Here is a 26,787-nt window from a genome sequence, read left to right as displayed (position 1 = left end):
TATAGTGTTAACATTCGGGCGAACATAGCGCATAAGCGTGTCGCCCATGCTCTAGTCTAAGATCGGAGTGCAGGATGCCAACCAGTCAAAGCCTTATTGTTGGAATGAAAGATTTACCCGATAGTTTGAATTTATCTTGGGCACAGCTTGATGAGCAATTTCGCGTGCTACGGATGAGCCAAGCCTTTTACCGGCGTTGTAAACGTTCGGCGGCGCAAATCATTAATCAACCCATCAGCCAATTGTTTAGTGCCTTTAATGCCGAGTTGTGCGCCGATATTGTAAGGCGTCGTGGGCAAGAGCTCGGTTTTCAACTCCAAGATCATAGAGGTATACGTGTGCATCTTGCGCTGCATTCTTTGCCTGAGATGGGATGGTATTTGATTCTATCTGACATTAATTTTGAAGATCCGCAGATGAAAGAGTTGCATTCGGATTATCGTCGAGCGATTCAAGCGAGCGATGCTTGGCTGCAACACATTGAAGATGTGATTAAATCCTCCCAAGAAGAAGTGTTTAAAGTCGCAGTTGCTAAGGCGATGTCGCTCACTGGTAGTCGCTATGGCTTTATTCTGTTGCATAACGAAAAATCAAAAACACTCACGCTCGCGGCACGTTCCGACTATCCCAACGCAGAGGCGGGCCAAGCCGATTTCATCGAAGATAATACCCAAGTGTCAGAACTTGAAAGCCGCGTATGGCTCGAATGCGTACGAGATTATAAGCCGATCATCCAAAATCAAACCGACTCCCAAAGACGCTTAGGGGATTTGCCCTTAGATAAACTTTTACTTGCGGGGCGTTACTTGGCGGTGCCGATTTTGTTTCGCAGCCGCTTGGTCGGCATAGTGTGCGTGGTTGACCGTAACGAGCCCTATAGTCGTAATGATGCGAGATCATTACTGACTTTTGCCAGCATTTTATGGCACAGCATTGAACTGCCACGCACATTGCGCGCTGTTTCTCGCCAGTCCAAAATCATTAAATCCCAAAAAGAGCAGTTATCTCAGTCGTTAACCCAGCTTATTAGTGCTATTTCTGAGGCATTAGAACTAAAAGATGCCTATACCGCAGGGCATCAAAAATCGGTGGCGCAATTAAGTTATTTGATTGGTGAGAAATTAGGCTTAGATCCCCAGTGCCTAGAAGGGCTTAAAATTGGTGCCTTAGTCCATGATATCGGCAAGTTGGCCATTCCATCGCAGATCTTGACCAAACCTTCGAAGCTTTCAAAAGAAGAATACGCATTAATACAGACCCATCCACTCCATGGCGCTGAAATTATTGAGGATGTGGAGTTTCCATGGCCCATCAAAGAGATGATTTTACAGCATCATGAGCGGCTTGATGGCTCAGGCTATCCTGAGGCTTTAAAGGATAAAGCCATTCTCTATGAGGCAAAAATTATTGCGGTAGCCGATGTTGCCGATTCAATATTATCCCACAGGCCCTATCGTCCATCCTTAGGGCTGGAGAAAATGACCGAAGTGCTGCGTGCGGGCAAAGGGACTCTGTTTGATCCTGAGATAGTCGAGACCTGTTTAGCGATTTTGATTAATCGTGAACTGAGTATTAGCGATCATATTGGTGCCGCGCCCCTTGAACCTCTCGTCACGATTTCCCTCGACCATGAGTTAGCCGACGTTAAGCGTTTGCTTACTGCTGCTCGCGCTAAGGTGGCCGTGGTATTAGATGAGCAACATAAGATAATTGGCGTGATCACTCATCAATTGCTGGAGCATTGGTTTAGCCCATTACTTGGCACAGCGGCTGAGCGTGAGCAGGATAGGGCATCTTTACATAAAAAAGCCCATCAGATCATGCAGCATTCGGTGCCTACCATCAGTGAGGTGGCGACATCGGAAGATGCCTTATTGCAGTTGAATCTTTTGGATTCAGAATATCTTGTGGTGATAAACAAAGCACAGCAGCCATTGGGGATTATCGGCTGGCGGGCCATTGCCATGACAAGAAACGCTTTCCGCGAAGTTGAGAGATTGATTTAAGTGCTTTATGAATCACTTTATTTTTAATCCTGATAATAACAGCGCAACTGTAGGCTAAATTTTACCGACAATAAAAAAGATGCCCTCGGGCATCTTTTTACGTAACTCATGTTATCGAATGAATACTGTTAATCAACAATACGCAGTAATTCGTTGATACCCACTTTACCGCGGGTTTTAGCGTCCACTTTCTTAACGATAATGGCGGCATAGAGGCTGTACTTGCCACAGGCTGAGGGCAGGTTGCCAGAAACCACGACTGAACCCGCTGGCACACGACCGTAATGCACTTCGCCAGTTTCGCGATCATAAATTCGAGTGCTTTGGCCGATATACACGCCCATAGAAATCACTGAGCCTTCTTCAACTACAACGCCTTCAACAATCTCAGAACGCGCACCGATAAAGCAGTTATCTTCGATGATGGTTGGGCCCGCTTGCAGTGGCTCAAGTACGCCACCAATACCCACGCCGCCAGATAAATGCACGTTTTTACCGATTTGGGCACATGAGCCAACGGTCGCCCAAGTGTCAACCATAGTGCCTTCATCAACATAGGCACCTAAGTTCACGTAAGATGGCATCAAGACGGTATTTTTACCGATGAATGAGCCTTTACGCACTGTGGCAGATGGCACCACACGAATCGCTTCCGCTTTGAAGCGGGCTTCATCATACTCGGCAAATTTTAACGGCACTTTGTCGAAGTATTTGGTTTCGGCGCCATCAATCACCACGTTATCGAAAATACGGAAGGACAGTAATACCGCCTTTTTCAGCCATTGGTGTACATGCCATTGTCCGTCGATTTTCTCGGCGACACGGACTTCACCTTTATCGAGCATATTGATGACATGTTGCACATCGTCACGCACGCTGGCGTCAACTGTGCTTGGCGTGATGTCGGCGCGCGCTTCAAAAGCCGCCTCAATACGTTGGCGTAAAGCCTCCATTTACTTCTCCCACTGGTCTCGTTAATTAACTGATTCGATATTCTTCGCACTCAAGGCACTGATTAAAGCGTCCCTGAGGGTATTTTCTTGGGTTTCGTTAAGCTGTAGGCCGTCATTGGTCTGCAGCATAAAAAAGTCTTCGGCTCGCTCACCAATGGTGGTGATCTTGGCCGCGAGTAACGTCGTGTTGCAACGGTAAAAGATATCGCCGACTTTTGCCAGTAATCCTGGCGAATCTAAGGCGATAAGCTCCATCATACTTGTACCATGACGACTGCTTTCGAGGAAACTCACTTGTGTAGGAACATTAAAAGGTTTCATCTTGCGCGACAATTTTCTAAAGCGTGGCAGTTTTGGACTGTCGCTCGAGAGGGCTTTTTCGAGCGCCTTACGGATACTTTGGATGCGTGAAAGCTGGCTCACTGGCTCGCCATCTTGTTCTAAGATCACAAAGGTATCGAGGGCATAATTGTCTTTTGACGTCATGATGTTGGCATCATGGACGTTGATATTTTTATTGTCGAGTACTGCCATCACAGTTGCGAACAATTTAGGTCTGTCTTGGCAATAGACAAATAACTCAGTGCCACCACGAGTCGTGTGTTTGGACACTAAGACTAAGGGCTCATCCTGTTGTTTATGCTTTAAAATCGCTTCGGCGTGCCACGCGACTTGATTGGGCTGATGGCGTAAAAAGTAATCTGCCTTGAAACGTTGCCACAGGGTATCGAGATCTTTCTCTTTCAGTCCACGGCGCAGCAGTTCTTTTTTCGCCTTGGCTTGGTATTCACGTACTCTGGCACGAATGTCGACGGGTTTTTCTTTACCACGTGCGAGCACCCTTTGGGTCGAAAAGTACAAGTCGCGCAGCAGTGAGCCTTTCCAGTTGTTCCAGGTTTTTTCGTTGGTGGCGCAGATATCGGCCACGGTTAAGCAATACAGATAACTTAAATGCACGGCATCGCGGACTTTATTAGCAAAATCGGCCACCACATCGGGGTCGGAAATATCGCGGCGCTGGGCGGTGACAGACATCACCAGATGATTCTCGACCAGCCAAGCGACTAAACGGCCATCGTGATCGTTTAACCCGTGCAGCTTACAAAAGGCGAGGGCGTCGCTTGAGCCCAATTTACTGTGATCGCCGCCGCGACCTTTGGCAATATCGTGAAAGATTGCGCCTAATACCAGTAAGCCCTTTTTCGGCAGTTGGTTGATGAGAATCGAGCCTAAGGGAAATTCTTCTTTTTGTTCGGGCTGGGAGAATCGTTCGATATTGAGCAGCAATCTGTGAGTATGTTCATCGACTGTGTAGGCGTGGAATAGGTCAAACTGCATCTGGCCTTCAATATTTCGCCATGCGGGTAAATAGGCCGATAACACACCGTGTTTATGCATTAAAGAGAGGGCAACAATGCCGCGAGGGTGGCGCAGAATTTCCATAAAAGCTTGGCGACAAAGCGGATTCTCTTGCAAGGCTTGCGGTTGGGCGCGTCTTGCTCGGCGCAGTGAACGCAGTGTTGGCGCGTAAATACCTTTGATGTTGGAGTTTTTAGCGACCAACAAAAACAGCCGGACAATTTCTTCGCCGCTATCGAACAGATCATCGCTGAGCGCTTCAATAAAGGTGCCACGGCGCTGGTAGTGTTTATCTATCGATTGAATTTCTAAGGCTTTTGTGTGCCCCAATGTTGCCCGTTTAAATAGCTGCAGCAACATTTCGTTCAGCTCCATCACTCGGCGTACCGTGCGATAGTAGCGTTTCATCATCTGCTCAACAGCAAGCTGGGTGGCGTCTTCATACCCCATAAGTTCAGCAACTTGGCGCTGCACATCAAAGAGTAAGCGATTTTCATCGCGCCCCACCACCATGTGCAGGGCAAAGCGCAGCTTCCATAAAAAGTGCTGACATTCGAGCAATTCTTCTAATTCACCTTGCTCTAAAAAGTCGTATTGGACTAATTCTTCGAGGCGAGCGGCGCCGAAGTGCCGCATAGCTACCCAAGCAATGGTTTGAATATCCCTAAGGCCACCGGGGCAACTCTTGATATTGGGTTCTAAATCGAAGGCACTGGCTCTGGCATGGCGGGCATTTTGCTCATCCCGTTTTGCGATAAAAAAATCGCTTGAGGTCCAAAAGTCACTTTGACGAATGGCATCGTAAAGTTGATCGAATAAAAACTCAGGCCCTTCGAGCAGTCGGGCTTCTAATAAGTTAGTGGCTATGGTGATGTCTTCACGACCGAGGATAATCGTGTCGTTCAATGTACGAACACTGTGGCCGATTTCGAGATTGGCATCCCACAGAAAGGCAATAAACTGACTGAGTGCTGCTTCGGCGGCGGGTGACAAAATATCATTAAACAGGAACAGCAAGTCGACATCTGAGTGGGGATGCAGCTCCCCACGGCCATAGCCGCCTACGGCAATCAGGGCAATATCGTATTCCCTTAGTCCGTGCTGTTCCCAAGCTTGCTTGACAAGGGCATCGACAAATTGACAGCGCTGCGTGACGAGCTCTTCAATCGGGGTTTTAGCCTTGAAACGGGCTAAAAGAGTCTGATTCTGTTCGATTAATGATTGTTTAGCGAGCAGAGCTGTATTCATCGAGTCCCTTGTTTTTATTTTTGTTAGTTTGGCCTATCGCTCGTGATTGATGATACGCGGGAAATCTTCATCCTCACGCAGAGTCAGTACTTCAACCCCTTTTTCTGTTACCAGAAGAGTGTGTTCCCACTGGGCAGAGTTTTTTCCGTCTGAGGTGGTCACCGTCCACTTATCATCACGATCGAGTATGGTCGTGTGGCGACCGGCATTGATCATAGGTTCAATGGTGAAACACATGCCTGGGCGTAATACTGTGTTATCGCCGTTACGGTAGTGCATGACCTGAGGTTCTTCATGGAAACCCGAGCCAATACCGTGGCCACAATAATCTTGCACGATGGAATATTTCTCAAGGCCTGTTTTGCTCGCTTTGATGAATTTTTCGATAGTATTGCCAATTTCACCCAGTTTTAAACCTGGACGCACCTTGCGAATGGCTAAATACAGGCTTTCTTGCGCGATGCGGCACAGGCGTTTGTCCTTAGCGCTCACTTCACCAATTAAAAACATCATCGAAGTATCACCGTGATAGCCGTCTTTAATCACTGTTATGTCGATATTGAGAATATCGCCTTCTTTCAATGGTGGGTTATCGTTCGGAATACCGTGGCAAATCACATTGTTTACTGAAGTACAAATGGACTTAGGAAAACCATGGTAGTTAAGCGGCGCCGAAATCGCACCTTGCTCTTCGGTATATTTGGCGCAGAGATCATTGAGTTCATTGGTGGTCACGCCCGGCTTAACATACGGGGCGATCATTTCTAATACCTGTGCGGCGAGTTTGCCCGCAGCACGCATTTTTTCAATTTCTTCAGCTGTCTTGATGACTATACTCATTGCGTTTTCTCTTGTGTCTTTAATGTCTGTTGGCCACGCAACCTAATGCAAAAATTTGTGCTTTAGGGCTATTTATGGTATAAAGCGCGCCGTTATGTTTAAGTCTTGATGAATTGCCTAAGCCAGCATTTGCTCTGTTTAGATACTTGCAAGACTAAAGATGGCGGCCATTATACATGGCTATTTGTCTAAATACTAAATCACACACGTGTCGACACATTCTTCGGGGTGCCCTCAGCTGTTAACTGCGGGGTCGAAGACATGGGATACGTGGAGGTCTAACCCCCTAAATTTTAAGGTAATAGAAATGACTACAGTTTCAATGCGCGATATGCTTCAGGCCGGTGTCCACTTCGGTCACCAAACCCGTTACTGGAACCCAAAAATGAAGCCATTCATTTTCGGTGCTCGCAATGGTGTTCACATCATCAACCTTGAGCATACTGTGCCAATGTTCAATGAAGCGCTGGCTTTCATCAGCAACGTAGCTTCAAAGAAAGGTAAAGTATTATTCGTTGGTACTAAACGTGCTGCTGGCGAAGCGATTAAAGAAGCTGCTCTGTCTTGTGACCAGTACTATGTTGATCACCGCTGGTTAGGCGGTATGCTGACTAACTGGAAAACCGTTCGTCAGTCAATCAAACGTCTGAAAGAACTGGAAAGCCAATCAGTAGATGGTACTTTCGACAAGCTGACCAAGAAAGAAGCGCTGATGCGTACTCGTGAGCTTGAAAAGCTGGAAAAATCTTTAGGTGGTATTAAAAACATGGGCGGCCTGCCAGACGTATTATTCGTCATCGGTGCTGACCATGAGCATATCGCTATTAAAGAAGCTAACAACCTGGGTATCCCTGTTGTTGCAGTTGTTGATACTAACTCTGCGCCAGATGGTGTTAACTACATCGTTCCTGGTAACGACGACGCTATGCGTGCTATCCGCCTGTACACTACTTCTGTTGCTGCTGCTGCTAAAGCTGGCCGTGGTCAAGATTTGGCTGTTCAAGCTGAGCAAGACGGTTTCGTAGAAGCCGAATAATAATAAGGCGGGATGAGTTTCATCACCCTTATTAACCAAGATTTTTGATTGGTTAACAGGGGCCATTCGGCCCCTGTTTTATATCTGCAAATTAGTCGATTTTTTATAGAGGATTTAACAATGGCAATTACTGCTGCCCAAGTTAAAGAACTGCGCGACCGTACTGGCGCAGGCATGATGGATTGTAAAAACGCTCTGACAGAAGCTAACGGCGACATGGAGTTAGCTATTGACAACATGCGTAAGTCTGGCGCTGCTAAAGCGGCTAAAAAAGCGGGTAACATCGCTGCTGACGGTACTATTTTAATCAAGAATGGCGAAGGTTTCGCTGCTCTGTTAGAAGTTAACTGTCAAACTGACTTCGTTGCTAAAGATTCTAACTTCTTAGGCTTTGCAAACGCAGTGTTAGATGTTGCTGCAGCATCTAAAGTGACACTTGAAGATTTAAAAGCACAGTTCGAAGATGCACGTGTTGCTCTGGTAACTAAAATCGGTGAGAACATCAACATTCGTCGTGTTGAGTACATCGATGGTGCAAACCTGTCTTCATACCGTCACGGTGAGCGCATTGGTGTTGTTGTAGCCGGTGAAGCTGACGAAGAAACCTTAAAGCACATCGCAATGCACGTTGCTGCTTCTAAGCCTGAATTCGTTAATCCAGAAGATGTGCCTGCTGATCTTGTTGCAAGAGAGCAAGCACTGCAAATCGAAATCTCTATGAACGAAGGCAAATCTGCTGAGATCGCTGAGAAGATGGTTCTGGGTCGTATGAAGAAGTTCACCGGTGAGATTTCTCTGACTGGCCAAGCTTACATCATGGAACCAAAGAAAACTGTTGGCGAAGTTCTGAAAGAGAAAGGCGCTACAGTGACTAACTTCATTCGTTTAGAAGTTGGTGAAGGTATTGAGAAGAAAGAAGAAGATTTTGCAGCTGAAGTTGCTGCTCAAATCGCTGCTTCTAAAAAGGCTTAATCGCCAACGCTAAATACCCCCAAGACCGTGGCATTCGCTGCGGTCTTGTTATAACCAGGATAAAAATTATGAGCACCAATCCAAAACCCGCATTTAGACGCATTCTTCTTAAATTAAGTGGCGAAGCACTGATGGGCGACGAAGGCTTCGGCATCGACCCAAAAGTATTAGATCGCATGGCTCAGGAAGTGAAAGAGCTGGTTGAACTGGGTATTCAGGTGGGTGTGGTTATTGGTGGTGGCAATCTGTTTCGCGGTGAAGGCTTAGCAAAAGCTGGCATGAACCGTGTGGTGGGCGATCACATGGGTATGCTGGCAACGGTTATGAACGGCTTGGCAATGCGCGACGCCTTGCACCGTGCCTATGTTAATGCCCGTCTGATGTCAGCTATCCCGTTAAAGGGTGTGTGTGACGATTACAATTGGGCTGAAGCGATCAGCTTGCTAAAATCTGGCCGAGTGGTTATTTTTGCTGCCGGTACAGGTAATCCATTCTGCACGACCGATTCTGCGGCCTGTTTACGCGGCATTGAAATCGAAGCTGAAGTCGTGTTGAAAGGGACGAAAGTCGACGGTGTATACTCCGAAGACCCAATGAAAAACCCAGACGCCGTTAAGTATGATGAAGTCACTTATGCGGAAATTCTGGAAAAAGAATTAAAAGTAATGGACTTAGCAGCCTTTACTCTGGCGCGTGATCACGACATGCCTATTTTAGTCTTCAACATGAACAAGCCTGGCGCTCTTCGCCGCGTTATCATGGGTGAAGAGGAAGGCACGCTGATCAGAGCAAAAAAAGTTATTTAATGACCAAGAAGGACATTTAACGTGATTGAGAACATTAAGAAAGATGCGCAAGAACGCATGGGCAAATGTGTCGAAGCGACTAAAAACCAAATGGCGAAAGTACGTACCGGTCGTGCTCACCCAAGCCTGCTTGATTCAATTCAGGTTTCTTACTACGGTACTATGACACCACTGAACCAAGTGGCAAACGTGGGCGTTGAAGATTCACGCACTCTGTCTGTGACTGTATTCGATCGTAGTGCTATCCAAGCCGTTGAAAAGGCCATTATGAGCTCAGATTTAGGTCTGAACCCTATGTCTGCTGGCGCGACCTTGCGTATTCCATTACCCGCGCTGACGGAAGAGCGTCGTAAAGACTTCATCAAAGTGGTGCGTAACGAAGCCGAAAACGGTCGTATCGCTATCCGCAACGTACGTCGTGATGCCATTTCTGAAGTGAAAAAGCTTGAGAAAGCTAAAGAATGTACAGAAGATGACGTTCGTCGTAGCGAAGAAGAAGTACAAAAGTTCACCGATGCTCACATTAAAAAGGTTGATGAGATTTTAGCAGCCAAAGAAATTGAGTTGATGGAAGTCTAATCTCAAGTTCGATAAGCTAGAGTTGATGCGCCGTGTAGGGGTATACTACACGGCGTTTGTCTATTTTAAAGGGCTGTATTAGATGTCATCCACAGTGGAACTTGATCCGCACCCTAGGACGAGTGAGAGTGATTTATACACTCAAACGACCTTGCCGGGACAATTACCCGAACTCGTGAAACAGTCGTTACCTAAGCATGTTGCCATTATCATGGATGGCAATGGGCGCTGGGCACAAACCCAAGGTAAACCACGAGTGTTGGGACATAAGGCCGGTGTTAAGGCCGTTAGAAGAGCCGTAAGCACGGCAAGCCAATTGGGCATTGAATCGCTAACGTTATTTGCATTTTCTAGCGAGAATTGGCGAAGACCCGATAAAGAAGTCAGCTTGCTGATGGAATTGTTTTTTACCGTATTACAGCGTGAAATTAAATTGCTGCACAAGAATCAGGTTAAGCTGAAGATTATTGGCGATATCAGCCGTTTTTCTGCGCGATTACAGAAACAAATTGCTGCCGCGCAAGAGAAGACATCTGGCAATACCGGCTTAGTTTTGAATGTCGCCGCTAACTATGGTGGCCGTTGGGACATACTTCAAGCAGCCCAAAAATTAGCGGAAAAGGTTGAAACTGGCGAAATGACCAGCAGTCAGTTCACCGAAGAAGCCTTAAGTGCACATTTGTGCATGCAAAATCAGAGTGAAGTTGATTTAATGATCCGCACGGGCGGGGACTGTCGCATCAGCAATTTTGTGCTGTGGCAGGCGGCCTATGCAGAATTGGTGTTTACCGACACCCTTTGGCCTGATTTCGATGAACAGGCTTTTCATGAAGCGATTGCCATTTTTGCAAGTCGCCAGCGCCGCTTTGGTTTGACTGGAAGTCAGATTGATGAGATGCGTGCATTGTAAAACCTCATGAGGGATTTTTTTTGCTAAAACAACGAATAATAACAGCAATTTGGTTAGTTCCATTAGTTTTGGGGGCGATATTCTTGCTCCCTGCCAGCTACTTCGCTTGGGCTTTGGTCGGCGTCTTTCTCATTGCAGCAAAGGAATGGGGAAGAATTATCGATAATCAGTGTGATGTGACTCAGTGGAGCTTCACCTGTACGGTCGGTATCTTGTTGGTGGCACTGAATCTGATTGTGCCCATCGATGCGGTTTGGTTAAGCCATCAATTACACCCTATCTATTTAGCCATTCTCTATATTGGCGCACTTTGGTGGTTAGCCTCACTATTATTAGTGGTGACTTATCCTAAGAGCGCTAAGTTTTGGCAAAAAAATCCTATGTTTAAGTCCATGTTTGGACAGTTAACCTTAATCCCTTGCTTTGTAGCTCTTATCGCGCTCAAATCTATTGGTTCACAAGCTTCGCCTTATTTTGGCCCAGTATTGGTATTTTTGGTGATGTTGATTGTGTGGGCTGCCGATTCTGGCGCTTACTTTGTTGGTAAGGCGATAGGTAAAACCAAACTAATGCCCGCGGTGAGCCCAGCGAAAACGCTTGAAGGCCTACTCGGTGGTTTAGCGACCACTATGATAGTGGTTGCGATTGTGATGTATTATTCGCCTGAGCAAGAACTGGGCTTAGTTGTGGCAGTAACCTTATTTGTTGCCTTAGTGTCAGCAGTGGGGGATTTATCTGAAAGTATGTTTAAGCGTGCGGCCTGTATCAAAGATTCTGGCACCATTTTGCCAGGTCACGGCGGCGTGCTCGACCGCATCGACAGCCTGACCGCAGCCTTGCCGGTGTTTACCCTGATCTACATTGCATTCTGGATGTAACGCTATGCAAAATATGGTGATTTTGGGTGCTACCGGCTCTATAGGTGCCAGTACCTTAAGTGTGATCTCGGCTAATCCATTCGCTTATAGCGTGTATGGATTAGTGGCCAACGCGAGCGTTGATAAGATGCTTGCACTTTGTGTTGCTCACAGACCGAAAATGGCGCATATGGTTGATGAAGCGGCAGCAAAACAGTTGCGTGCCGTTTTACCCGCGACGCTCAATATTCAAGTCACCACAGGCATGAATGATTTACTCGGCTTAGTGACCGCCGCCGAAGTGGATACTGTGATGGCGGCGATTGTTGGGGCTGCAGGGCTAGTACCAACCCTTGAAGCCGTGAAGGCGGGTAAGCGGGTATTACTGGCCAACAAAGAAGCCTTAGTCATGTCAGGTGAGCTGTTTATTGAGGCGACTAAGCGCTCTGGTGCTGTGCTCTTGCCTGTGGATAGTGAGCATAATGCCATCTTCCAATGTCTCCCCCAAGAAGTGCAAGCCAACCTTGGCCGTTGTGACTTAGCGGCATCGGGTATTTCCCATATTCTGTTAACCGGTTCTGGCGGGCCTTTCTTGCGCTCGGATTTGGCGACACTGGCCGCCATGACGCCAGCTCAGGCCTGTAAACATCCTAATTGGTCCATGGGACCTAAAATCTCCGTTGACTCAGCCACTATGATGAATAAGGGCTTAGAGTTTATTGAGGCGCGTTGGTTGTTTAACACTCAGGCTGAGCAACTGAAGGTGGTTATCCACCCGCAAAGCGTGATCCACTCTATGGTACAGTACCGTGATGGCTCAGTTATTGCCCAAATGGGTAACCCAGATATGCGTACGCCTATTGCCCATTGCATGGCTTATCCGCAAAGAATTCATTCTGGCGTTGAACCTTTAGATTTTTTCAAAGTCGGACAGTTAAGCTTTTATGAACCTGATTTTGAACGTTTCCCCTGCTTGGCTTTGGCAATGGAAGCCTGTGCCCAAGGCCAAGAGGCGACAACTGTGTTAAATGCTGCCAATGAGATTGCCGTTGAAGCATTTTTACAGGGGCAAATTGGCTTTACGCAAATTGCAAAAGTGAACGAAGCTTGTTTAGTGACTGTGCCTAAGCGCCCTATGGGCAGCATAGAAGATATTTTAGCCTTAGATGCGCAAACCCGCGTCTATGCGCGTGAGACCTTAGCAAGCATCGCTTAGCAATGGCTGAGTGATTAAATCAATGACGTAAGGAGTGGGATGTTAGATTTTTTATGGAACTTAGGTTCTTTTATCGTTGCACTGGGCCTGTTAATCACAGCCCACGAATACGGCCATTTCTATGTCGCGCGCCGTTGTGGTGTCAAAGTCGAACGTTTCTCCATAGGTTTTGGTAAGGCGATTTGGCGCCGTGTCGGTAAAGATGGCACTGAATACGTGTTAGCCATGATCCCACTCGGTGGTTATGTCAAAATGCTCGATGAGCGCGTTGAAGATGTTCCCGATGAATTAAAAGATCAAGCATTCAATCGTAAAACCGTTTGGCAACGCATTGCGATTGTGGCTGCTGGACCGATTGCGAATTTTATTTTTGCTATTGTTGCCCTGTATTTTATGTATTTGATTGGTGTGCCATCACTTAAACCTGTTATCACATCGACAACGCCAGGGACAGCCGCCGCGCAAATTCAAGTTACTGAGCCCATGCAAATTACGGCCATTTCCGGTCAGGCTGTGCGTAACTGGGAAGAAGTGAATTTAGCTTTAGCGGGCCACATAGGCGATGAAAGCCTGAGTGTATCGCTGACGCCATTGAGCGGTTTGCAGGGCTTAGATTCCAGTGTGCGTTCTTATACTTTAGATACCCGCAATTGGCATTTTGATCCTGAAAAAGAATCGCCGATTACCACCTTAGGTTTAGGAATATATCGACCCGAAATCGTCCCGACTATTGCTGCTATTAGCCCTGACAGCGCCGCTGCCAAGAGCGAACTAAAAGTTGGCGATACCTTAGTGGCGATAAATGGTAAAAATTATACCGATTGGCAGGCTTTTGTTGACATTATTCAACATTCTGCCAATGTGCCTGTGAGCTTAACTGTGCGTCGCAATGGCGAGCAGTTTAACGTGGCAGTGACACCGTTAAGCAGTAAAAACGCCGATGGCCAAGAGATAGGTATGCTGGGAGTGAGCCCAACCCAAGCGCCATGGCCAGACAATATGCGTTTACAACTTGAATATGGACCAATCGATTCTTTCGGCATCGCAGCGGATAAAACATGGCAACTTGTTGCTGTGAGCTTTAAGATGATTGGCAAATTATTTACCGGCGATGTGTCGGTGAAAAACCTGAGTGGACCCATCTCGATCGCACAGGGTGCGGGCAGTAGTGCAAACTATGGCTTGGTCTATTTTCTCGGGTTCCTCGCGCTCATCAGCGTTAATTTAGGCATCATTAACTTGTTGCCTTTACCTGTGCTCGATGGGGGACACCTGCTGTATTACTTTATTGAAGTAATAACTGGTAAACCTGTACCTGAAAAGGTGCAGGAAATAGGATTCAGATTTGGGGCAGCAATACTGCTGATGTTGATGAGCATTGCGCTTTTCAATGATTTTGCCCGACTCTGAGCAAGGACAGACTAATAATTAGAAGTGCTCTATGAGATTGAATAAACTTTTTGCCTCGATGTTATTCGTCGGTGCGTCGTTTTCAGGGACTGTGTTGGCTGATACTTTCCAACCGTTTGAAGTGACCGACATCCAAGTTGAAGGTTTGCAGCGAGTTGCACTCGGTGCTGCCCTGTTAAGCTTACCAGTAAAAGTAGGTGACACTGTTGACCAGTTAAGAATTCAACAAGCCATTAAAAGCTTGTATGCATCGACTAACTTTGAAAATGTCTCCGTGAGCCGAGATGGCGGCGTATTAGTGGTGAAAGTCACTGAACGTCCTACCATCAGTGCCGTGACATTCGATGGCAACAAAGACATTAAAGACGAACAGTTACAGGAAAGTCTGGACGGTTCTGGCGTTAAAGTCGGTGAGTCGCTCGATCGCACTATGTTGACCGGTATTGAAAAGGGTCTGCAGGATTTCTACTACGGCGTGGGTAAATACGGCGCTAAAGTCGAAGCTCAAGTGATCAACTTACCCCGTAACCGGGTTGAGCTGAAATTTAAGTTCACCGAAGGTTTAGCGGCCGAAATCCGCCAAATTAACGTGGTCGGTAATCATGAGTTCACCGATGCTGAGTTGATTGGCATGCTGGAACTTAAAGATTATGTGGCTTGGTGGGATCTGTTCGGCGAACGCCGTTATCAGAAGCAAAAGCTGCAGGCCGATCTCGAGACCATCAAAACCTATTATCACAATAAAGGTTATATCCGCTTTGAAGTCACCTCGACTCAAGTGGCGATGACGCCTGACCGTAAAGGTTTATATATCACCATCAACGTAGATGAAGGTGAGAAATATAAAGTTAAAGAAGTAAACCTGACGGGTGATTTGATGGGCCGTGAAGAGTTGATGAAATCAATTCTGCCGATCAAAGCGGGAGATATGTACAACGGCGGTGATGTGACTTTCACCGAAGAAATGTACAGCAAGTATTTAGGCCGCTTCGGTTATGCCTATCCAGAAGTCAAAACGTACCCAGAAATTGATGATAAGACCAAAGAAGTGACCTTAAACATCAATGTTAAACCGGGTAAACGTGTTTACGTGCGTGCGATTAACTTCACTGGTAACACAGTGACCAAAGATGAAGTGATGCGCCGTGAACTGCGTCAGATGGAAGGGGCTTGGTTAAACTCTGCGCAAGTTGAGCAATCTAAAGCGCGTCTTAACCGTTTGGGCTTCTTCGAAACCGTTGACACTGAAACCATTCAAGTGCCAGGCACTGATGATTTAGTCGATGTTGCGGTTAAAGTGAAAGAGCAGCCGTCGGGCTCATTCAACGCCGGTGTCGGCTATGGTACTGAATCAGGCCTGAGCTTGCAGTTTGGTGTGCAGCAAAATAACTTCTTAGGCACAGGTAACCAAGCAGGTATCAGCTTGAGCACCAACAAGTACTCTAAGAACGTTAACTTATCCTATACCGATCCGTATTGGACGAAAGATGGCGTGAGTTTAGGGGGTAGCGTTTATTGGAGCGAGTTTGACGCCAATGAAGCTAACTTAGAGCGTTATAAAAACAGTTCTTACGGTGTGGCGCTGAACTCGGGTTTCCCGATCAACGAATACAACCGTATCAATGGTGGCATCGGTTATCGTCATAACACGATTTCTGAAATTTCTGCCTATGAGCAAGCACTGCGTTTCTATAACATCTACCGTGATGACGATCCAAATGCGGACTTAAGTTTCGATAACTTTGAACTGAGTCTGGGCTGGTATCGTAGCACCTTGAACCGTGGCACTTTCCCAACAGACGGCTCGTCTCAGCGTTTGAACGGTAAAATGACTTCGCCAGGGTCTGATTTACAGTATTTTAAGACAGACTTTGACACTAACTTCTATTTCCCTATTAACCGTAGTCAGAGCTTTGTGCTCTTGGCCCGTGGTCGATTAGGTTATGGTAACGGTTATGGTCAATTTAATGATAACGACCAAATTCTGCCTTTCTGGGAAAACTATTACTCAGGTGGTAGCAGTTCACTGCGTGGCTTTAAGTCTAACTCTGTGGGGCCTCGTTCATTCTATCTCTACCGAGGTAGTGAACCATGTGCACCGGATCCATCGGGCGATGGTTGTAGTTTGCCGGGCGATCCTAACAGTATCCAAGTGAGTTCTGGCCGTTCAATCGGTGGTAACGCCCTTGCGACAGCGAGCATGGAGTTGATTGTACCGACGCCATTCTTGGATGAGGCTTACACAAACTCAGTTCGTACGAGTTTCTTCGTTGATGCGGGTAACGTTTGGGATACTGAGTTTGATTACAATGCATATCAAACACTTCCAGCGGACGAGTTTGCTAAGTTACAGGACTACAGTGATCCAGCACGTTTACGCGCTTCTTGGGGCTTAAGTGTGCAGTGGTTATCACCTATGGGTCCTATGGTGTTTAGCTTAGCGTGGCCGATTAAAGAATACGAAGGCGACCAAACAGAGATCTTCTCTTTCAATATTGGCAAAACTTTTTAAAAGGCATACACTCGGCAAGTTTTGCTGACTATAACAAGGTAACAAGGAGTTTATTTTGAACAAGATGGTAAATCGCGCGCTGATGACGTTAGTTTTGTTAGGCGCGCCGTTAATGGCACATGCTGAGAAAATTGCCGTAGTGGATATGGGCGCTGTGTTCGAACAGCTGCCACAACGTGAGCAGATCTCTCAATCTCTGAAGAAAGAGTTTGGCGATCGCATGGCTGATGTCCAAAAAATGCAAGAAGAAATGCGCTCTCTAATGGAGAAGCAGCAACGTGACGGTGCGTTAATGAACGATGCACAAAAAACGGAACTGGTTCGTAAAATGGAATCGCTAAAATCTGAATATCAGTTAAAAGGCAAAGCATTGGATGAAGACTTACGTCGTCGCCAAGGTGAAGAGCAAAATAAACTGTTAGTTAAAGTGCAAAAAGCCATCAACACTATCGCTGAAAAAGACCAATATGATTTGGTATTACAACGTGGTGCAGTCATTTATGTTAAGCCTAACGCTGACATCAGTGGCAAAGTGGTTGAAGCCTTAAGCAAAGGCAAGTAATAGATGAATAGTGTGACTTTAAAAGAGCTAGGCCTGTTACTAGACGGTGATATTCAAGGCGACGAAACGCTAATTATTAATAGTGTGGCGACCTTAGAACATGCCAAAGCAGGTCAAATCTCTTTTTTAGCCAACAGTAAATATCGCTCTCAGCTTGAGGCAACTCAAGCGAGTGCGGTGTTATTGTCAGCTAAAGATGCGCAGGATTATCAAGGTACTGCGTTAATTGTAAAAGATCCTTATGTCGGTTTTGCCCGTGTTGCCCAGTATTTGGACACTACGCCTAAAGCGGCGGTGGGTATCCATCCTTCGGCTCAAATTGACGCTTCTGCCCATATAGGTGAAGGTGTTGCGATTGGGGCGAATGCGGTTATTGGTGCGAACGTCATTTTAGGTGAAGATGTCCAGATAGGTGCCGGTGTAGTGCTCGGACAAGATGTGGTTATTGGCTCAAAAACGCGTTTATGGGCTAATGTTACCGTCTATCACGATGTGCATTTAGGACAAGATTGTATTATCCATTCGGGCGCTGTATTAGGCTCCGATGGTTTTGGTTATGCCAATGAACGCGGTCAGTGGATTAAGATCCCACAAACGGGCGGCGTTCGTATCGGCGATCGGGTTGAAATAGGTGCTAATTCAACGGTAGATCGCGGTGCATTAGGCCATACCGAGATCCACGATGGGGTGATTATCGATAACCAAGTACAAATTGCCCATAACGATATTATCGGTGAGAATACCGCTATCGCAGGCAGTACGACTGTCGCAGGCAGTGTCACCATAGGTAAATATTGTATTATTGGTGGTAGTTGTGCCATCGCAGGTCATTTGAGCATTGCCGATGGTGTGCATGTGTCTGGTGGGACTAACATTACCAGTACTATGCGTGAGCCTGGTTTATACTCTTCTGCCACTGTGGCAATGGACAATAAACTTTGGCGTAAAAACACAGTTCGTTTCCGTCAGTTAGATGAACTGTTCCATCGTGTTAAAACGTTGGAAAAAAATTTAAAAACACCAGATTAATTGCTCCAAGGCAATTTGAGGAACTCGGTTCGTGTCTAATCAAATGAACACTATGGATATTAAAGAAATACTTAAATATCTGCCCCATAGATATCCATTCTTATTGATCGATCGTGTGCTGGACTACACCCCGGGTGTCAGTCTGCAGGCGATTAAAAACGTTTCAATAAATGAGCCATTTTTTCAGGGACATTTCCCGATTCAGCCTGTGATGCCAGGCGTGCTTATTTTAGAAGCCATGGCACAGGCAACTGGCCTGTTAGCCTTTAAAACCATGAGCAGTGATGTGCCACCTCCAGGGGTGTTGTATTACTTTGCTGGTATCGACAATGCGCGTTTTAGACGTGTCGTTGAGCCAGGTGATCAAATCCATTTTGATGTCAAAATGATTAAAGAGCGCCGCGGGATTGGCGTCTTCTACGGTGAGGCCAAAGTGGATGGTGAAGTGGTTTGTTCCGCTGAAATCATGTGTGCCCGCAGAGAGATTAGTCAGTGATAGATACATTAGCGTTTGTGCATCCCGATGCAAAAATTGGCAATAACGTCACCATTGGCCCTTGGACCTATATTGGTGCAGGCGTTGAAATTGGTGATGATTGTTGGTTGAGTTCCCATGTGGTTGTTAAAGGCCCAACGATTATCGGCAAAGGTAATCGTATTTTTCAATTCGCCTCAGTAGGCGAAGAGTGCCAAGACAAAAAATACGCTGGCGAACCCACACGACTGATCATTGGCGACAATAACGTCATCCGTGAGCACGTGACTATTCACCGTGGTACAGTTCAAGATAACAGTGAAACCCGTATTGGGTCGAATAACCTGTTTATGAACTATGTGCATATCGCCCATGACTGTGTGGTCGGCGATAATGTGATCATGGCCAATAACGCATCTATCGCAGGTCACGTACATGTGGGTGATTGGGCGATTTTAGGCGGCATGACAGGTGTTCACCAGTTTGTGCATATCGGTGCCCATGCGTTTACTGCAGGTTGTTCTTTAGTGCTGCAGGATGTACCTCCCTTTGTGATGGCGGCGGGTCAACCGACGATTCCACGAGGTTTAAACAGCGAAGGCATGAAGCGTCGTGGTTTTTCTAAAGAAAGCCAACTGGCGGTGCGCCGCGCTTATAAAACCTTATATCGCAGCAGCTTGACTGTTCAAGAAGCGATTGAAGCGTTGGCTGAAGATGCGCAGAACGATGAGCAAGTGAAATTGTTCCTTGAATTTGTAAAGTCATCGAGTCGCGGCATTATTCGCTAACTTGATGACCACACGACAACAAAAGGGCATTTTTATGCCCTTTTGTATTATTGGCTTAAGCCTATTGAGTGGTTAGACGTTTTTGTTAGTAATGTCCTTGTGCATTCAACCATCAATGAGCTTAATCATTAATTTACATCAGTATGGCTTGGAATGATGTGTTTTAGCTGTTGTTCGCCCCGTCATCCAATGTCATTCATTCATGAGACATGATTGGTTTATGAGCAATAAAACTCCATTAGTGTTTGCCATGGTTGCCGGAGAACTCTCGGGCGATATTTTAGGCGCAGGTTTAATGGCGGCGCTGCAAAAGAAGCACCCCGATGCGCGCTTTGTCGGTATCGGTGGCCCCCGTATGGAAGCCCTCGGCTTCAGATCCCTGTTTGCGATGGAAGAGCTCGCCGTGATGGGGATTGTAGAAGTGCTATCCCGTTTACCTCGTTTATTAAAAGTACGTGCCTCCCTGATTAAAGAGATTACCGCACTTAAGCCCGATTGTTTTATTGGCATCGATGCACCGGATTTTAATATTGGCCTCGAGCTTAAGCTCAAAGCGCGCGGCATTAAGACGGTCCATTATGTGAGCCCGTCTGTGTGGGCATGGCGTCCAAAACGGATATTCAAAATCGCCAAAGCCACCCATATGGTGTTGTCGCTGTTGCCCTTCGAGAAAGCCTTTTACGATCAGCATCAGGTGCCTTGTACCTTTGTGGGTCATACTTTGGCCGACGATATTCCCATGCAAAGCGATAAGGCCGCTGCTCGTGCCTTGCTTGGACTAGATGCCGATGCTGAATACTTAGCAATTCTGCCCGGCTCCCGCGGCGGTGAGTTAAAGCAACTGGCCGAGCCTTTTGTAAAAGCTGCTTTATTGATTAGACAAAATTTCCCCGACATACGTTTTGTGACGCCGCTGGTGAATCAAAAACGTCGTGACCAATTTGAGCAAGCGCTTAAAGATTTTGCGCCGGATCTTGAAATCCACATGATTGAAGGCCAGTCGCGTGAAGTGATGGCCGCAGCCGATGTGATTTTATTGGCATCTGGCACCGCGACCTTAGAAGCCATGTTGGTCAAGCGTCCTATGGTGGTGGCTTATCGCGTGAGCCCGATAACCTATCGCATTGCTAAGCGCATGATGCAGGTGGATCGTTTCTCGCTACCGAATTTGCTGGCAGGAAAAGATCTCGTCCCAGAACTGATTCAAGAAGATTGCACCCCAGAGAAAATTGCGGCGGCAGTTACCCTTGAGCTCAATCGCGATTTTGCGCCGCTTAAAGCCGAGTTTGAAGCCCTGCACCAAGTATTACGCCGTGATGCGAGCTTAAAAGCCGCCGAGGCCGTGATGGCATTGGTTGAGCTCAAGCAAACTCATGCTAAATCGCAGGAGGCTAACTAGTGGCAACTTTTAAAAGTTTAACCGAAGCCGATTTACTGGCCTTTTCAACGGGTTTGATTGCCGGAGTGGATGAGGTCGGCCGCGGCCCCTTAGTTGGCGATGTCGTCACTGCCGCGGTGATTTTAGATCCAAACAAGCCCATCAGTGGCCTGAATGACTCTAAAAAACTCAGTGAGAAACGCCGCGAAGCCCTGTTCGATGATATTTGTGATAAAGCTTTGTGTTATCAGGTTGGCCGTGCCAGTCCTGCTGAAATCGATGAGCTGAATATTCTGTACGCCACTATGTTGGCGATGCAGCGTGCGGTTGCTGGGCTTAATATTGCCCCTGAGCTTGTGCTTGTGGATGGCAATCGTAGCCCCATCTTTGTTGCTCATAATGGCGTAGGGCTTACCAGCCACAGCATCATTAAAGGTGATGGTTTGATTGCCAGCATCAGCGCCGCTTCGATCATCGCGAAAGTGACGCGGGACCGCGAGATGGACGTGCTCGATGCCGCTTATCCGCAATACGGTTTTGCAAAACATAAGGGCTATCCAACTAAGGCGCATTTTGAGGCCATAGCCGAACATGGTGTGTTTGACCAATATCGTAAAAGTTTCAAACCCGTCAAGGCATTACTGGGACTGTAAGCGCTGCTTTGAGCATTTTGCTCAAACAACTTGAAACTCGTATCTTCAGGTTGTTTGGGTATATAGTTCCCGTTATCCGGCAAAGTCACTGGCTCTGGCTGCGTGACTTTGTTAGTCTGCTTTCTAGTTATTGTTAACCTGCTATTCAAAGATAATCCTAATTATGTCCGATCCTCGTTTTGTGCATCTTCGTGTCCACAGTGACTTCTCAATGACCGATGGCGTGGCCAAGGTCAAGCCGATTTTGGCGCAGGTAGAAGCGCAGGGAATGGCGGCTGTCGCCCTGACTGACCAAAACAACTTTTGTGGTTTGGTTAAGTTTTACAGTGGTTGCCATGGTGCGGGGATCAAGCCGATTATCGGCGCCGATTTTTGGATGCAAGTGCCCGGATTTGAAGGCGAATTGTGCGCCTTGACCATAATTGCGATGAACAATGTTGGTTATCAGAATCTGACCCAAATTATCAGTCAGGCCTATTTGCGTGGCCAAGTGGCTGGGCGCGTGGTGATCGACCAAGAGTGGTTACTCACTTATAACGAAGGCATTTTGCTGTTATCAGGCGCCAAAGAGGGCGATCTGGGTAAGGCGCTCCTCAAGGGTAATAGCACTCAGGTTGAATCTTTATGTGAGTTTTATCAAACTCATTTCGCCGATCGTTATTTTCTCGAACTCATTCGTACTGGCCGCCCCGACGAAGAGCGCTATCTGCACATGGCTGTGATCTTAGCGCAGGATAAGGGTATCCCTGTGGTCGCAACTAATCAGGTGGTGTTCCTTAAACCTGAGGATTTCGACGCCCATGAAATTCGAGTCGCCATCCACGATGGTTTTACCCTTGCCGATCCGCGCCGTCCTAAAAAGTACAGTGAACAGCAGTACTTACGTAGCGAAGAGGAAATGTGCGAGCTATTTGCCGACATTCCTGCGGCGCTGGCGAACAGTGTCGAAATCGCTAAACGTTGTAACGTGACGATTCGTTTGTACGAGTATTTCCTGCCCAACTTCCCGACGGGCGATATGTCCATCGAAGACTTTCTGGTCGATTGCTCGAGGAAGGGCCTTGAAGAGCGGCTCGAGTTTTTGTTCCCCAATCCCGAAGTGCGCGCCGAGAAACGGGGCGAATACGATGAGCGGCTCGATATCGAACTCAAAGTAATCAACCAGATGGGGTTCCCCGGTTACTTCTTGATCGTGATGGAGTTCATCCAATGGGGTAAAGATAACGGTATCCCAGTGGGACCCGGTCGTGGTTCGGGTGCGGGTTCACTTGTGGCCTATGCGCTCAAAATCACCGACTTAGATCCGCTCGAATTTGACTTACTGTTCGAACGCTTCTTGAACCCTGAGCGTGTTTCCATGCCCGACTTTGACGTCGACTTCTGCATGGATAGACGCGATGAAGTGATCGACCACGTGGCCGAGTTGTACGGCCGCGAAGCGGTATCGCAAATCATTACCTTCGGTACTATGGCGGCAAAAGCGGTTATTCGTGACGTTGGCCGAGTGCTCGGTCATCCCTATGGTTTCGTTGACCGAATTTCAAAATTAATTCCACCTGAGCCTGGAATGACACTGGCGAAAGCCTTTGAAGTCGAGCCAGCGTTGCAAGAATCCTATGATGGCGATGAAGACGTAAAAGATCTGATCGACATGTGCCGTAAGCTTGAAGGTGTAACCCGTAACGCCGGTAAGCACGCCGGTGGTGTAGTGATTGCACCAACAAAAATTACCGACTTTGCGCCGCTCTATTGTGATGCAGAAGGCAAAAACCCAGTAACACAATTCGATAAAAACGACGTTGAAACCGCAGGGCTGGTTAAGTTCGACTTCTTGGGATTAAGAACCCTGACGATTATCGACTGGGCGCTCGAGATGGTGAATAAGGTCGAAGTGAAAAACGGGCGCAAACCAATACGGATTGAGGCGATTTCACTCACGGATCCCGCCTGTTTCCGTTTGCTGCAAAAGTATGAAACCACGGCGGTATTCCAGCTCGAATCCCGTGGTATGAAGGACTTGATTAAGCGTCTGCAGCCCGACTGTTTCGAAGACATGATTGCACTGGTAGCGCTCTTCCGCCCGGGGCCGTTGCAATCGGGCATGGTAGATAACTTTATCGAACGTAAGCATGGGCGCGAGGAAGTCTCATACCCAGATTCTCAGTATCAGCATGAATCGCTTCGTGAGCTGTTATCGCCGACCTACGGCATTATTCTGTATCAAGAGCAGGTGATGCAGATTGCGCAGGTGCTGTCGGGCTACACCCTTGGCGGTGCCGACATGCTGCGCCGTGCTATGGGTAAGAAAAAGCCCGAAGAGATGGCCAAGCAGCGCAGTATCTTTAAAGAAGGCGCAATCAATAACGGCGTCGATGGCGACTTGTCGATGAAGATCTTCGACTTAGTGGAAAAGTTTGCCGGCTACGGTTTTAACAAATCCCACTCCGCCGCTTATGCGCTGGTTTCCTATCAAACCTTATGGCTTAAAACCCATTTTCCTGCGCAGTTTATGGCGGCGGTAATGTCGGCCGATATGGATAACACAGATAAAATTGTGACCTTGGTCGATGAATGTGAGCGTATGGGCTTGCCGCTTATTCCGCCGGATGTGAACAAAGGTTTGTTCAAATTTACCGTCGATGATGATCTGCGCATTGTTTATGGCATTGGCGCCATTAAAGGTGTGGGTGAAGGCCCAGTGGAATCGATTTTAGAGGCGCGTAAAGACGGCCCCTTCGTGGATTTATTCGATTTCTGTGCCCGCATCGATTTGAAAAAACTCAATAAGCGTGTGATTGAAAAGCTGATTTGCGCGGGCGCCTTAGACAATCTTGGGCCGCACCGTGCGTCAATGATGGCCACCTTGCCTGAAGCGATTCGCGCCGCCGATCAACACGCCAAAGCCGAGGCGATTGGCCAACACGATATGTTTGGTTTGCTCAACAGTGAACCCGAAGACAGTAAGCAGCAGTTTGTTGAATGTACCCCTTGGCCGGATAAAATTTGGCTTGAAGGTGAGCGCGAAACCTTAGGCTTGTATTTGACCGGTCATCCGATCAATCAATATTTGAAAGAGCTTAAGCATTACACGTCCGGGCGTTTGAAAGATGTGCATCCCACTGAGCGCGGTAAAACGGCGAAGGCAGCGGGTTTAGTGGTGGCAACACGCGTGATGCTCACCAAGCGCGGCTCGAAAATGGGCCTGTTGACGCTTGACGATAAGAGCGCGCGGCTTGAGATCATGTTGTTTACCGAAGCCTTTGAAAAATTTAATCATCTGCTGGAAAAAGATCGCATCCTCATTTGTGAAGGTGAGGTGAGTTACGATGATTTCGCCGGCGGCAACCGCATGACGGCGCGTAATATTATTGATATTAGTGATGCGCGTAGTCACTTTGCTAAGGCGCTTGAAATCGATATGGATGGCAGTGAGTTAACGCCATCAGCCCTTGATACCTTCGAGCAAGCCCTAAGCCCGTGGCGTAACGGCGCTGTGCCTGTAGTGATCAACTACACTCAAGCCCAAGCCAAAGGTCAATTTAGGCTCGCCGATGCTTGGCGAGTGAATCCGACCGATGACTTGATGCTCTCGCTTGAATCGCTGCTCGGGCCAAACAAGGTGAGAATTTTATTCTAATGTTGGCGAATGTCTTAGGTGCAAACAGATGAAGTTAACCTATGTCGGTTAAGTTTGATGAGCCATTGGCTGCAGGCGATCTCTGCGCGCATATTAGTGCTTTTTTGACGGCGCAGTCGTTAGCGCCTGACTGTAAGTTAGTGCTGGCTTACAGTGGCGGTGTTGATTCCGAAGTTTTGGCCTTTGGCTTAAGTCAGTTTGCGCGGCAACATCCCGAGTTTCATTATCAACTGGTGTATGTGCACCATGGCCTAAGCGACAACGCTGAGGCTTGGGCGCAGCATTGCCTTGAGCGCGGTCAACATTATGGTTTGCCCGTGACGGTTGAGCGAGTGACAGTTAATCGCGGACCCAGATTAAGCCTTGAAGCCGAAGCACGAAAAGTCCGTTATCAAGCGATTGAACGGCATTTAAGTGCAAATGATGTGTTGTTAACTGCCCACCATGAAGATGATCAGCTCGAAACTATCCTATTGGCGCTGAAACGTGGTCAGGGCCCGAAGGGGCTAGCGGCCATGGGCCAAGTACAAGCATTAGCACAAGGCAGACAACTGCGGCCGTTATTGGATATCAGCCGTGAGCAGATTGAGGCCTACGCAAAACAGCAGGGCTTAGTGCATATTGAAGATGAAAGTAATCAAGACGATAAGTATGATCGAAATTTTCTACGCTTAGAAATCATTCCCCGCTTAAAAGCGCGTTGGCCGAGTATCGCAACAACCGCGAGTCGTAGCGCGGCATTGTGCGCCGAGCAACAGGCAACGTTGGATTTACAGGTGAGTGAACGTTTACCTTTATGGTTAACCCAAGCGCTTTATCATACTCAAAGTGTATTCAAGCTCGATGGTTTTGCCGAGCAGTCAGCCGATTGGCAAGCATTACTCTTGCGGGGTTTTATCGAATCACAAGGTTTTGCCTTGCCCTCAATGGTGCAGCTTAATCAGATCATCACTCAGCTTTTAACCGCGAAAGATGATGCCAAAGTGCATATTCGTGTTGGCGAATGTGAAATCCGCCGCTTTGCAAATCAAGTGTATTTATTTAAGTATCAAGCCCGCATGCGTCATGTTAAGCCTGCGAGCTGGGCATTTCCTTCGCAGCTCCTAAATCCTTTAGTGCAGGGCCATATCACTCAATTGGACGTTACTCAATCAGACGTTACTCAATTGGACGTGACGTCTGCGGGTGTTACATGTGGTGAGACGATACGTCTCAGTGCCTCTAAACAAGGGCCTAGAGCTCGCTTTCCTCGGCCAGATGAATTGGTTAGCGTGCGTTATCAACTTGCGGGTCAATGTCGCTGTCATCCCCATTCCCGTGGTAAGGGCCGAGAATTAAAGAAACTGTGGCAAGAGTTTGGCGTTCCGCCTTGGGTACGTGAAAAGATCGGTTTCGTGTTCTATAACGAGCAACTGGTGATGGCGATTGGGCTGTGGGTTGAAAAAAGCTTTATTCTTGAGTCGAATGGACTAGGTTTGCAGGTATCTCAAGCTTCTATTTAAGTGCTTGTTTGGCGAAGCAAGGGGTTTGGATTGGGAGTTATCGCTGGAGTTTTTGTGAG

General features: G+C 47.3%; 21 protein-coding genes. 18 read left to right on the top strand and 3 right to left on the bottom strand.

The genetic code is table 11. The features are described 5' to 3' along the window. The first annotated feature begins 74 nt into the window (after positions 1-74). Positions 75-2,006 carry an HD domain-containing phosphohydrolase gene (locus tag Q4Q46_RS00385; protein ID WP_311904954.1) on the top strand — a complete coding sequence of 644 codons (1,932 nt, stop codon included), beginning with the start codon at positions 75-77 and terminating at the stop codon, positions 2,004-2,006. 128 nt (positions 2,007-2,134) lie between these two features. Here Q4Q46_RS00385 and dapD read toward each other — a convergent pair whose 3' ends face one another. From dapD to map, 3 genes are read right to left on the bottom strand one after another with little or no spacing between them, the layout of a single operon-like run. After that, on the bottom strand, positions 2,135-2,959 hold the full coding sequence (dapD, locus tag Q4Q46_RS00380; protein WP_106650017.1) for a 2,3,4,5-tetrahydropyridine-2,6-dicarboxylate N-succinyltransferase: 825 nt from the start codon (positions 2,957-2,959) through the stop codon (positions 2,135-2,137). 21 nt (positions 2,960-2,980) lie between these two features. Next, positions 2,981-5,566: a bifunctional uridylyltransferase/uridylyl-removing protein GlnD gene (gene glnD, locus Q4Q46_RS00375; protein WP_220592470.1), complete on the bottom strand. Its 2,586-nt coding sequence runs from the start codon at positions 5,564-5,566 to the stop codon at positions 2,981-2,983. A 33-nt stretch (positions 5,567-5,599) separates the two neighbouring features. Further along, positions 5,600-6,430, bottom strand: coding sequence for a type I methionyl aminopeptidase (gene map, locus Q4Q46_RS00370; protein WP_281422414.1), 831 nt, complete (start codon positions 6,428-6,430; stop codon positions 5,600-5,602). 283 nt (positions 6,431-6,713) lie between these two features. On the opposite strand from map, the gene rpsB reads away from it, so the two are divergent. From rpsB to tilS, 17 genes are all read left to right on the top strand, one after another. Then, complete coding sequence (gene rpsB / locus Q4Q46_RS00365) at positions 6,714-7,442, top strand: 30S ribosomal protein S2 (RefSeq protein WP_037458301.1); 729 nt, start codon at positions 6,714-6,716, stop codon at positions 7,440-7,442. Positions 7,443-7,562: 120 nt separating this feature from the next. Next, positions 7,563-8,414, top strand: a complete 852-nt coding sequence (gene tsf / locus Q4Q46_RS00360) for a translation elongation factor Ts (RefSeq protein WP_106650020.1) — start codon at positions 7,563-7,565, stop codon at positions 8,412-8,414. A gap of 68 nt (positions 8,415-8,482) precedes the next feature. Next, complete coding sequence (pyrH, locus tag Q4Q46_RS00355) at positions 8,483-9,220, top strand: UMP kinase (RefSeq protein ID WP_106650021.1); 738 nt, start codon at positions 8,483-8,485, stop codon at positions 9,218-9,220. Positions 9,221-9,241: 21 nt separating this feature from the next. Beyond that, the gene (gene frr / locus Q4Q46_RS00350; RefSeq protein WP_106650022.1) at positions 9,242-9,799 is read left to right on the top strand and encodes a ribosome recycling factor; all 558 of its coding nucleotides are present in this window, start codon (positions 9,242-9,244) and stop codon (positions 9,797-9,799) included. 82 nt (positions 9,800-9,881) lie between these two features. Beyond that, positions 9,882-10,709 (top strand): polyprenyl diphosphate synthase, encoded by an 828-nt coding sequence (uppS, locus tag Q4Q46_RS00345; protein ID WP_106650023.1) that lies wholly within the window; start codon positions 9,882-9,884, stop codon positions 10,707-10,709. Between the two features lie 20 nt (positions 10,710-10,729). Beyond that, a complete protein-coding gene (locus Q4Q46_RS00340; protein ID WP_220775782.1) occupies positions 10,730-11,587 on the top strand; it encodes a phosphatidate cytidylyltransferase in 858 nt (285 codons plus the stop codon). A 4-nt stretch (positions 11,588-11,591) separates the two neighbouring features. Beyond that, on the top strand, positions 11,592-12,782 hold the full coding sequence (ispC, locus tag Q4Q46_RS00335; RefSeq protein WP_311904953.1) for a 1-deoxy-D-xylulose-5-phosphate reductoisomerase: 1,191 nt from the start codon (positions 11,592-11,594) through the stop codon (positions 12,780-12,782). A 39-nt stretch (positions 12,783-12,821) separates the two neighbouring features. Further along, entirely contained in the window at positions 12,822-14,192 is a 1,371-nt protein-coding gene (gene rseP, locus Q4Q46_RS00330) for a sigma E protease regulator RseP (protein WP_311904952.1), read from the top strand. 31 nt (positions 14,193-14,223) lie between these two features. Next, positions 14,224-16,704: an outer membrane protein assembly factor BamA gene (gene bamA, locus Q4Q46_RS00325; protein WP_012088728.1), complete on the top strand. Its 2,481-nt coding sequence runs from the start codon at positions 14,224-14,226 to the stop codon at positions 16,702-16,704. A 64-nt stretch (positions 16,705-16,768) separates the two neighbouring features. Next, positions 16,769-17,266, top strand: coding sequence for an OmpH/Skp family outer membrane protein (locus tag Q4Q46_RS00320; RefSeq protein WP_011846353.1), 498 nt, complete (start codon positions 16,769-16,771; stop codon positions 17,264-17,266). A 3-nt stretch (positions 17,267-17,269) separates the two neighbouring features. Next, positions 17,270-18,295, top strand: coding sequence for a UDP-3-O-(3-hydroxymyristoyl)glucosamine N-acyltransferase (lpxD, locus tag Q4Q46_RS00315; RefSeq protein ID WP_311904951.1), 1,026 nt, complete (start codon positions 17,270-17,272; stop codon positions 18,293-18,295). A 31-nt stretch (positions 18,296-18,326) separates the two neighbouring features. After that, positions 18,327-18,791 carry a 3-hydroxyacyl-ACP dehydratase FabZ gene (fabZ, locus tag Q4Q46_RS00310; protein WP_006080990.1) on the top strand — a complete coding sequence of 155 codons (465 nt, stop codon included), beginning with the start codon at positions 18,327-18,329 and terminating at the stop codon, positions 18,789-18,791. Beyond that, a complete protein-coding gene (gene lpxA, locus Q4Q46_RS00305; protein WP_311904950.1) occupies positions 18,788-19,558 on the top strand; it encodes an acyl-ACP--UDP-N-acetylglucosamine O-acyltransferase in 771 nt (256 codons plus the stop codon). Before fabZ ends, lpxA begins: the two co-directional genes overlap by 4 nt. 220 nt (positions 19,559-19,778) lie before the next feature. Next, positions 19,779-20,957, top strand: a complete 1,179-nt coding sequence (gene lpxB / locus Q4Q46_RS00300; protein ID WP_311904949.1) for a lipid-A-disaccharide synthase — start codon at positions 19,779-19,781, stop codon at positions 20,955-20,957. Then, complete coding sequence (gene rnhB, locus Q4Q46_RS00295; RefSeq protein WP_311904948.1) at positions 20,957-21,589, top strand: ribonuclease HII; 633 nt, start codon at positions 20,957-20,959, stop codon at positions 21,587-21,589. The genes lpxB and rnhB overlap by 1 nt, the downstream gene beginning before the upstream one ends. A gap of 163 nt (positions 21,590-21,752) precedes the next feature. Beyond that, the gene (dnaE, locus tag Q4Q46_RS00290) at positions 21,753-25,226 is read left to right on the top strand and encodes a DNA polymerase III subunit alpha (protein ID WP_311904947.1); all 3,474 of its coding nucleotides are present in this window, start codon (positions 21,753-21,755) and stop codon (positions 25,224-25,226) included. Positions 25,227-25,267: 41 nt separating this feature from the next. Then, positions 25,268-26,728: a tRNA lysidine(34) synthetase TilS gene (tilS, locus tag Q4Q46_RS00285; RefSeq protein ID WP_311904946.1), complete on the top strand. Its 1,461-nt coding sequence runs from the start codon at positions 25,268-25,270 to the stop codon at positions 26,726-26,728. Positions 26,729-26,787: the final 59 nt, after the last annotated feature.

It is taken from the genome of Shewanella vaxholmensis (genome assembly GCF_031932135.1).
GTDB classification, from domain to species: domain Bacteria; phylum Pseudomonadota; class Gammaproteobacteria; order Enterobacterales; family Shewanellaceae; genus Shewanella; species Shewanella hafniensis.
The sequence above is the reverse complement of the archived record's forward strand: the minus strand, read 5'-3'. Positions and strand labels throughout refer to the sequence as shown.

Coding starts and splice junctions, on each gene's coding strand:
- Q4Q46_RS00385 (WP_311904954.1), top strand. CDS start 75: ATGCCAACCAGTCAAAGCCTTATTGTTGGAATGAAAGATTTACCCGAT.
- dapD (WP_106650017.1), bottom strand. CDS start 2,959: ATGGAGGCTTTACGCCAACGTATTGAGGCGGCTTTTGAAGCGCGCGCC.
- glnD (WP_220592470.1), bottom strand. CDS start 5,566: ATGAATACAGCTCTGCTCGCTAAACAATCATTAATCGAACAGAATCAG.
- rpsB (WP_037458301.1), top strand. CDS start 6,714: ATGACTACAGTTTCAATGCGCGATATGCTTCAGGCCGGTGTCCACTTC.
- tsf (WP_106650020.1), top strand. CDS start 7,563: ATGGCAATTACTGCTGCCCAAGTTAAAGAACTGCGCGACCGTACTGGC.
- pyrH (WP_106650021.1), top strand. CDS start 8,483: ATGAGCACCAATCCAAAACCCGCATTTAGACGCATTCTTCTTAAATTA.
- uppS (WP_106650023.1), top strand. CDS start 9,882: ATGTCATCCACAGTGGAACTTGATCCGCACCCTAGGACGAGTGAGAGT.
- ispC (WP_311904953.1), top strand. CDS start 11,592: ATGCAAAATATGGTGATTTTGGGTGCTACCGGCTCTATAGGTGCCAGT.
- rseP (WP_311904952.1), top strand. CDS start 12,822: ATGTTAGATTTTTTATGGAACTTAGGTTCTTTTATCGTTGCACTGGGC.
- bamA (WP_012088728.1), top strand. CDS start 14,224: ATGAGATTGAATAAACTTTTTGCCTCGATGTTATTCGTCGGTGCGTCG.
- Q4Q46_RS00320 (WP_011846353.1), top strand. CDS start 16,769: ATGGTAAATCGCGCGCTGATGACGTTAGTTTTGTTAGGCGCGCCGTTA.
- lpxD (WP_311904951.1), top strand. CDS start 17,270: ATGAATAGTGTGACTTTAAAAGAGCTAGGCCTGTTACTAGACGGTGAT.
- lpxB (WP_311904949.1), top strand. CDS start 19,779: ATGAGCAATAAAACTCCATTAGTGTTTGCCATGGTTGCCGGAGAACTC.
- dnaE (WP_311904947.1), top strand. CDS start 21,753: ATGTCCGATCCTCGTTTTGTGCATCTTCGTGTCCACAGTGACTTCTCA.
- tilS (WP_311904946.1), top strand. CDS start 25,268: ATGTCGGTTAAGTTTGATGAGCCATTGGCTGCAGGCGATCTCTGCGCG.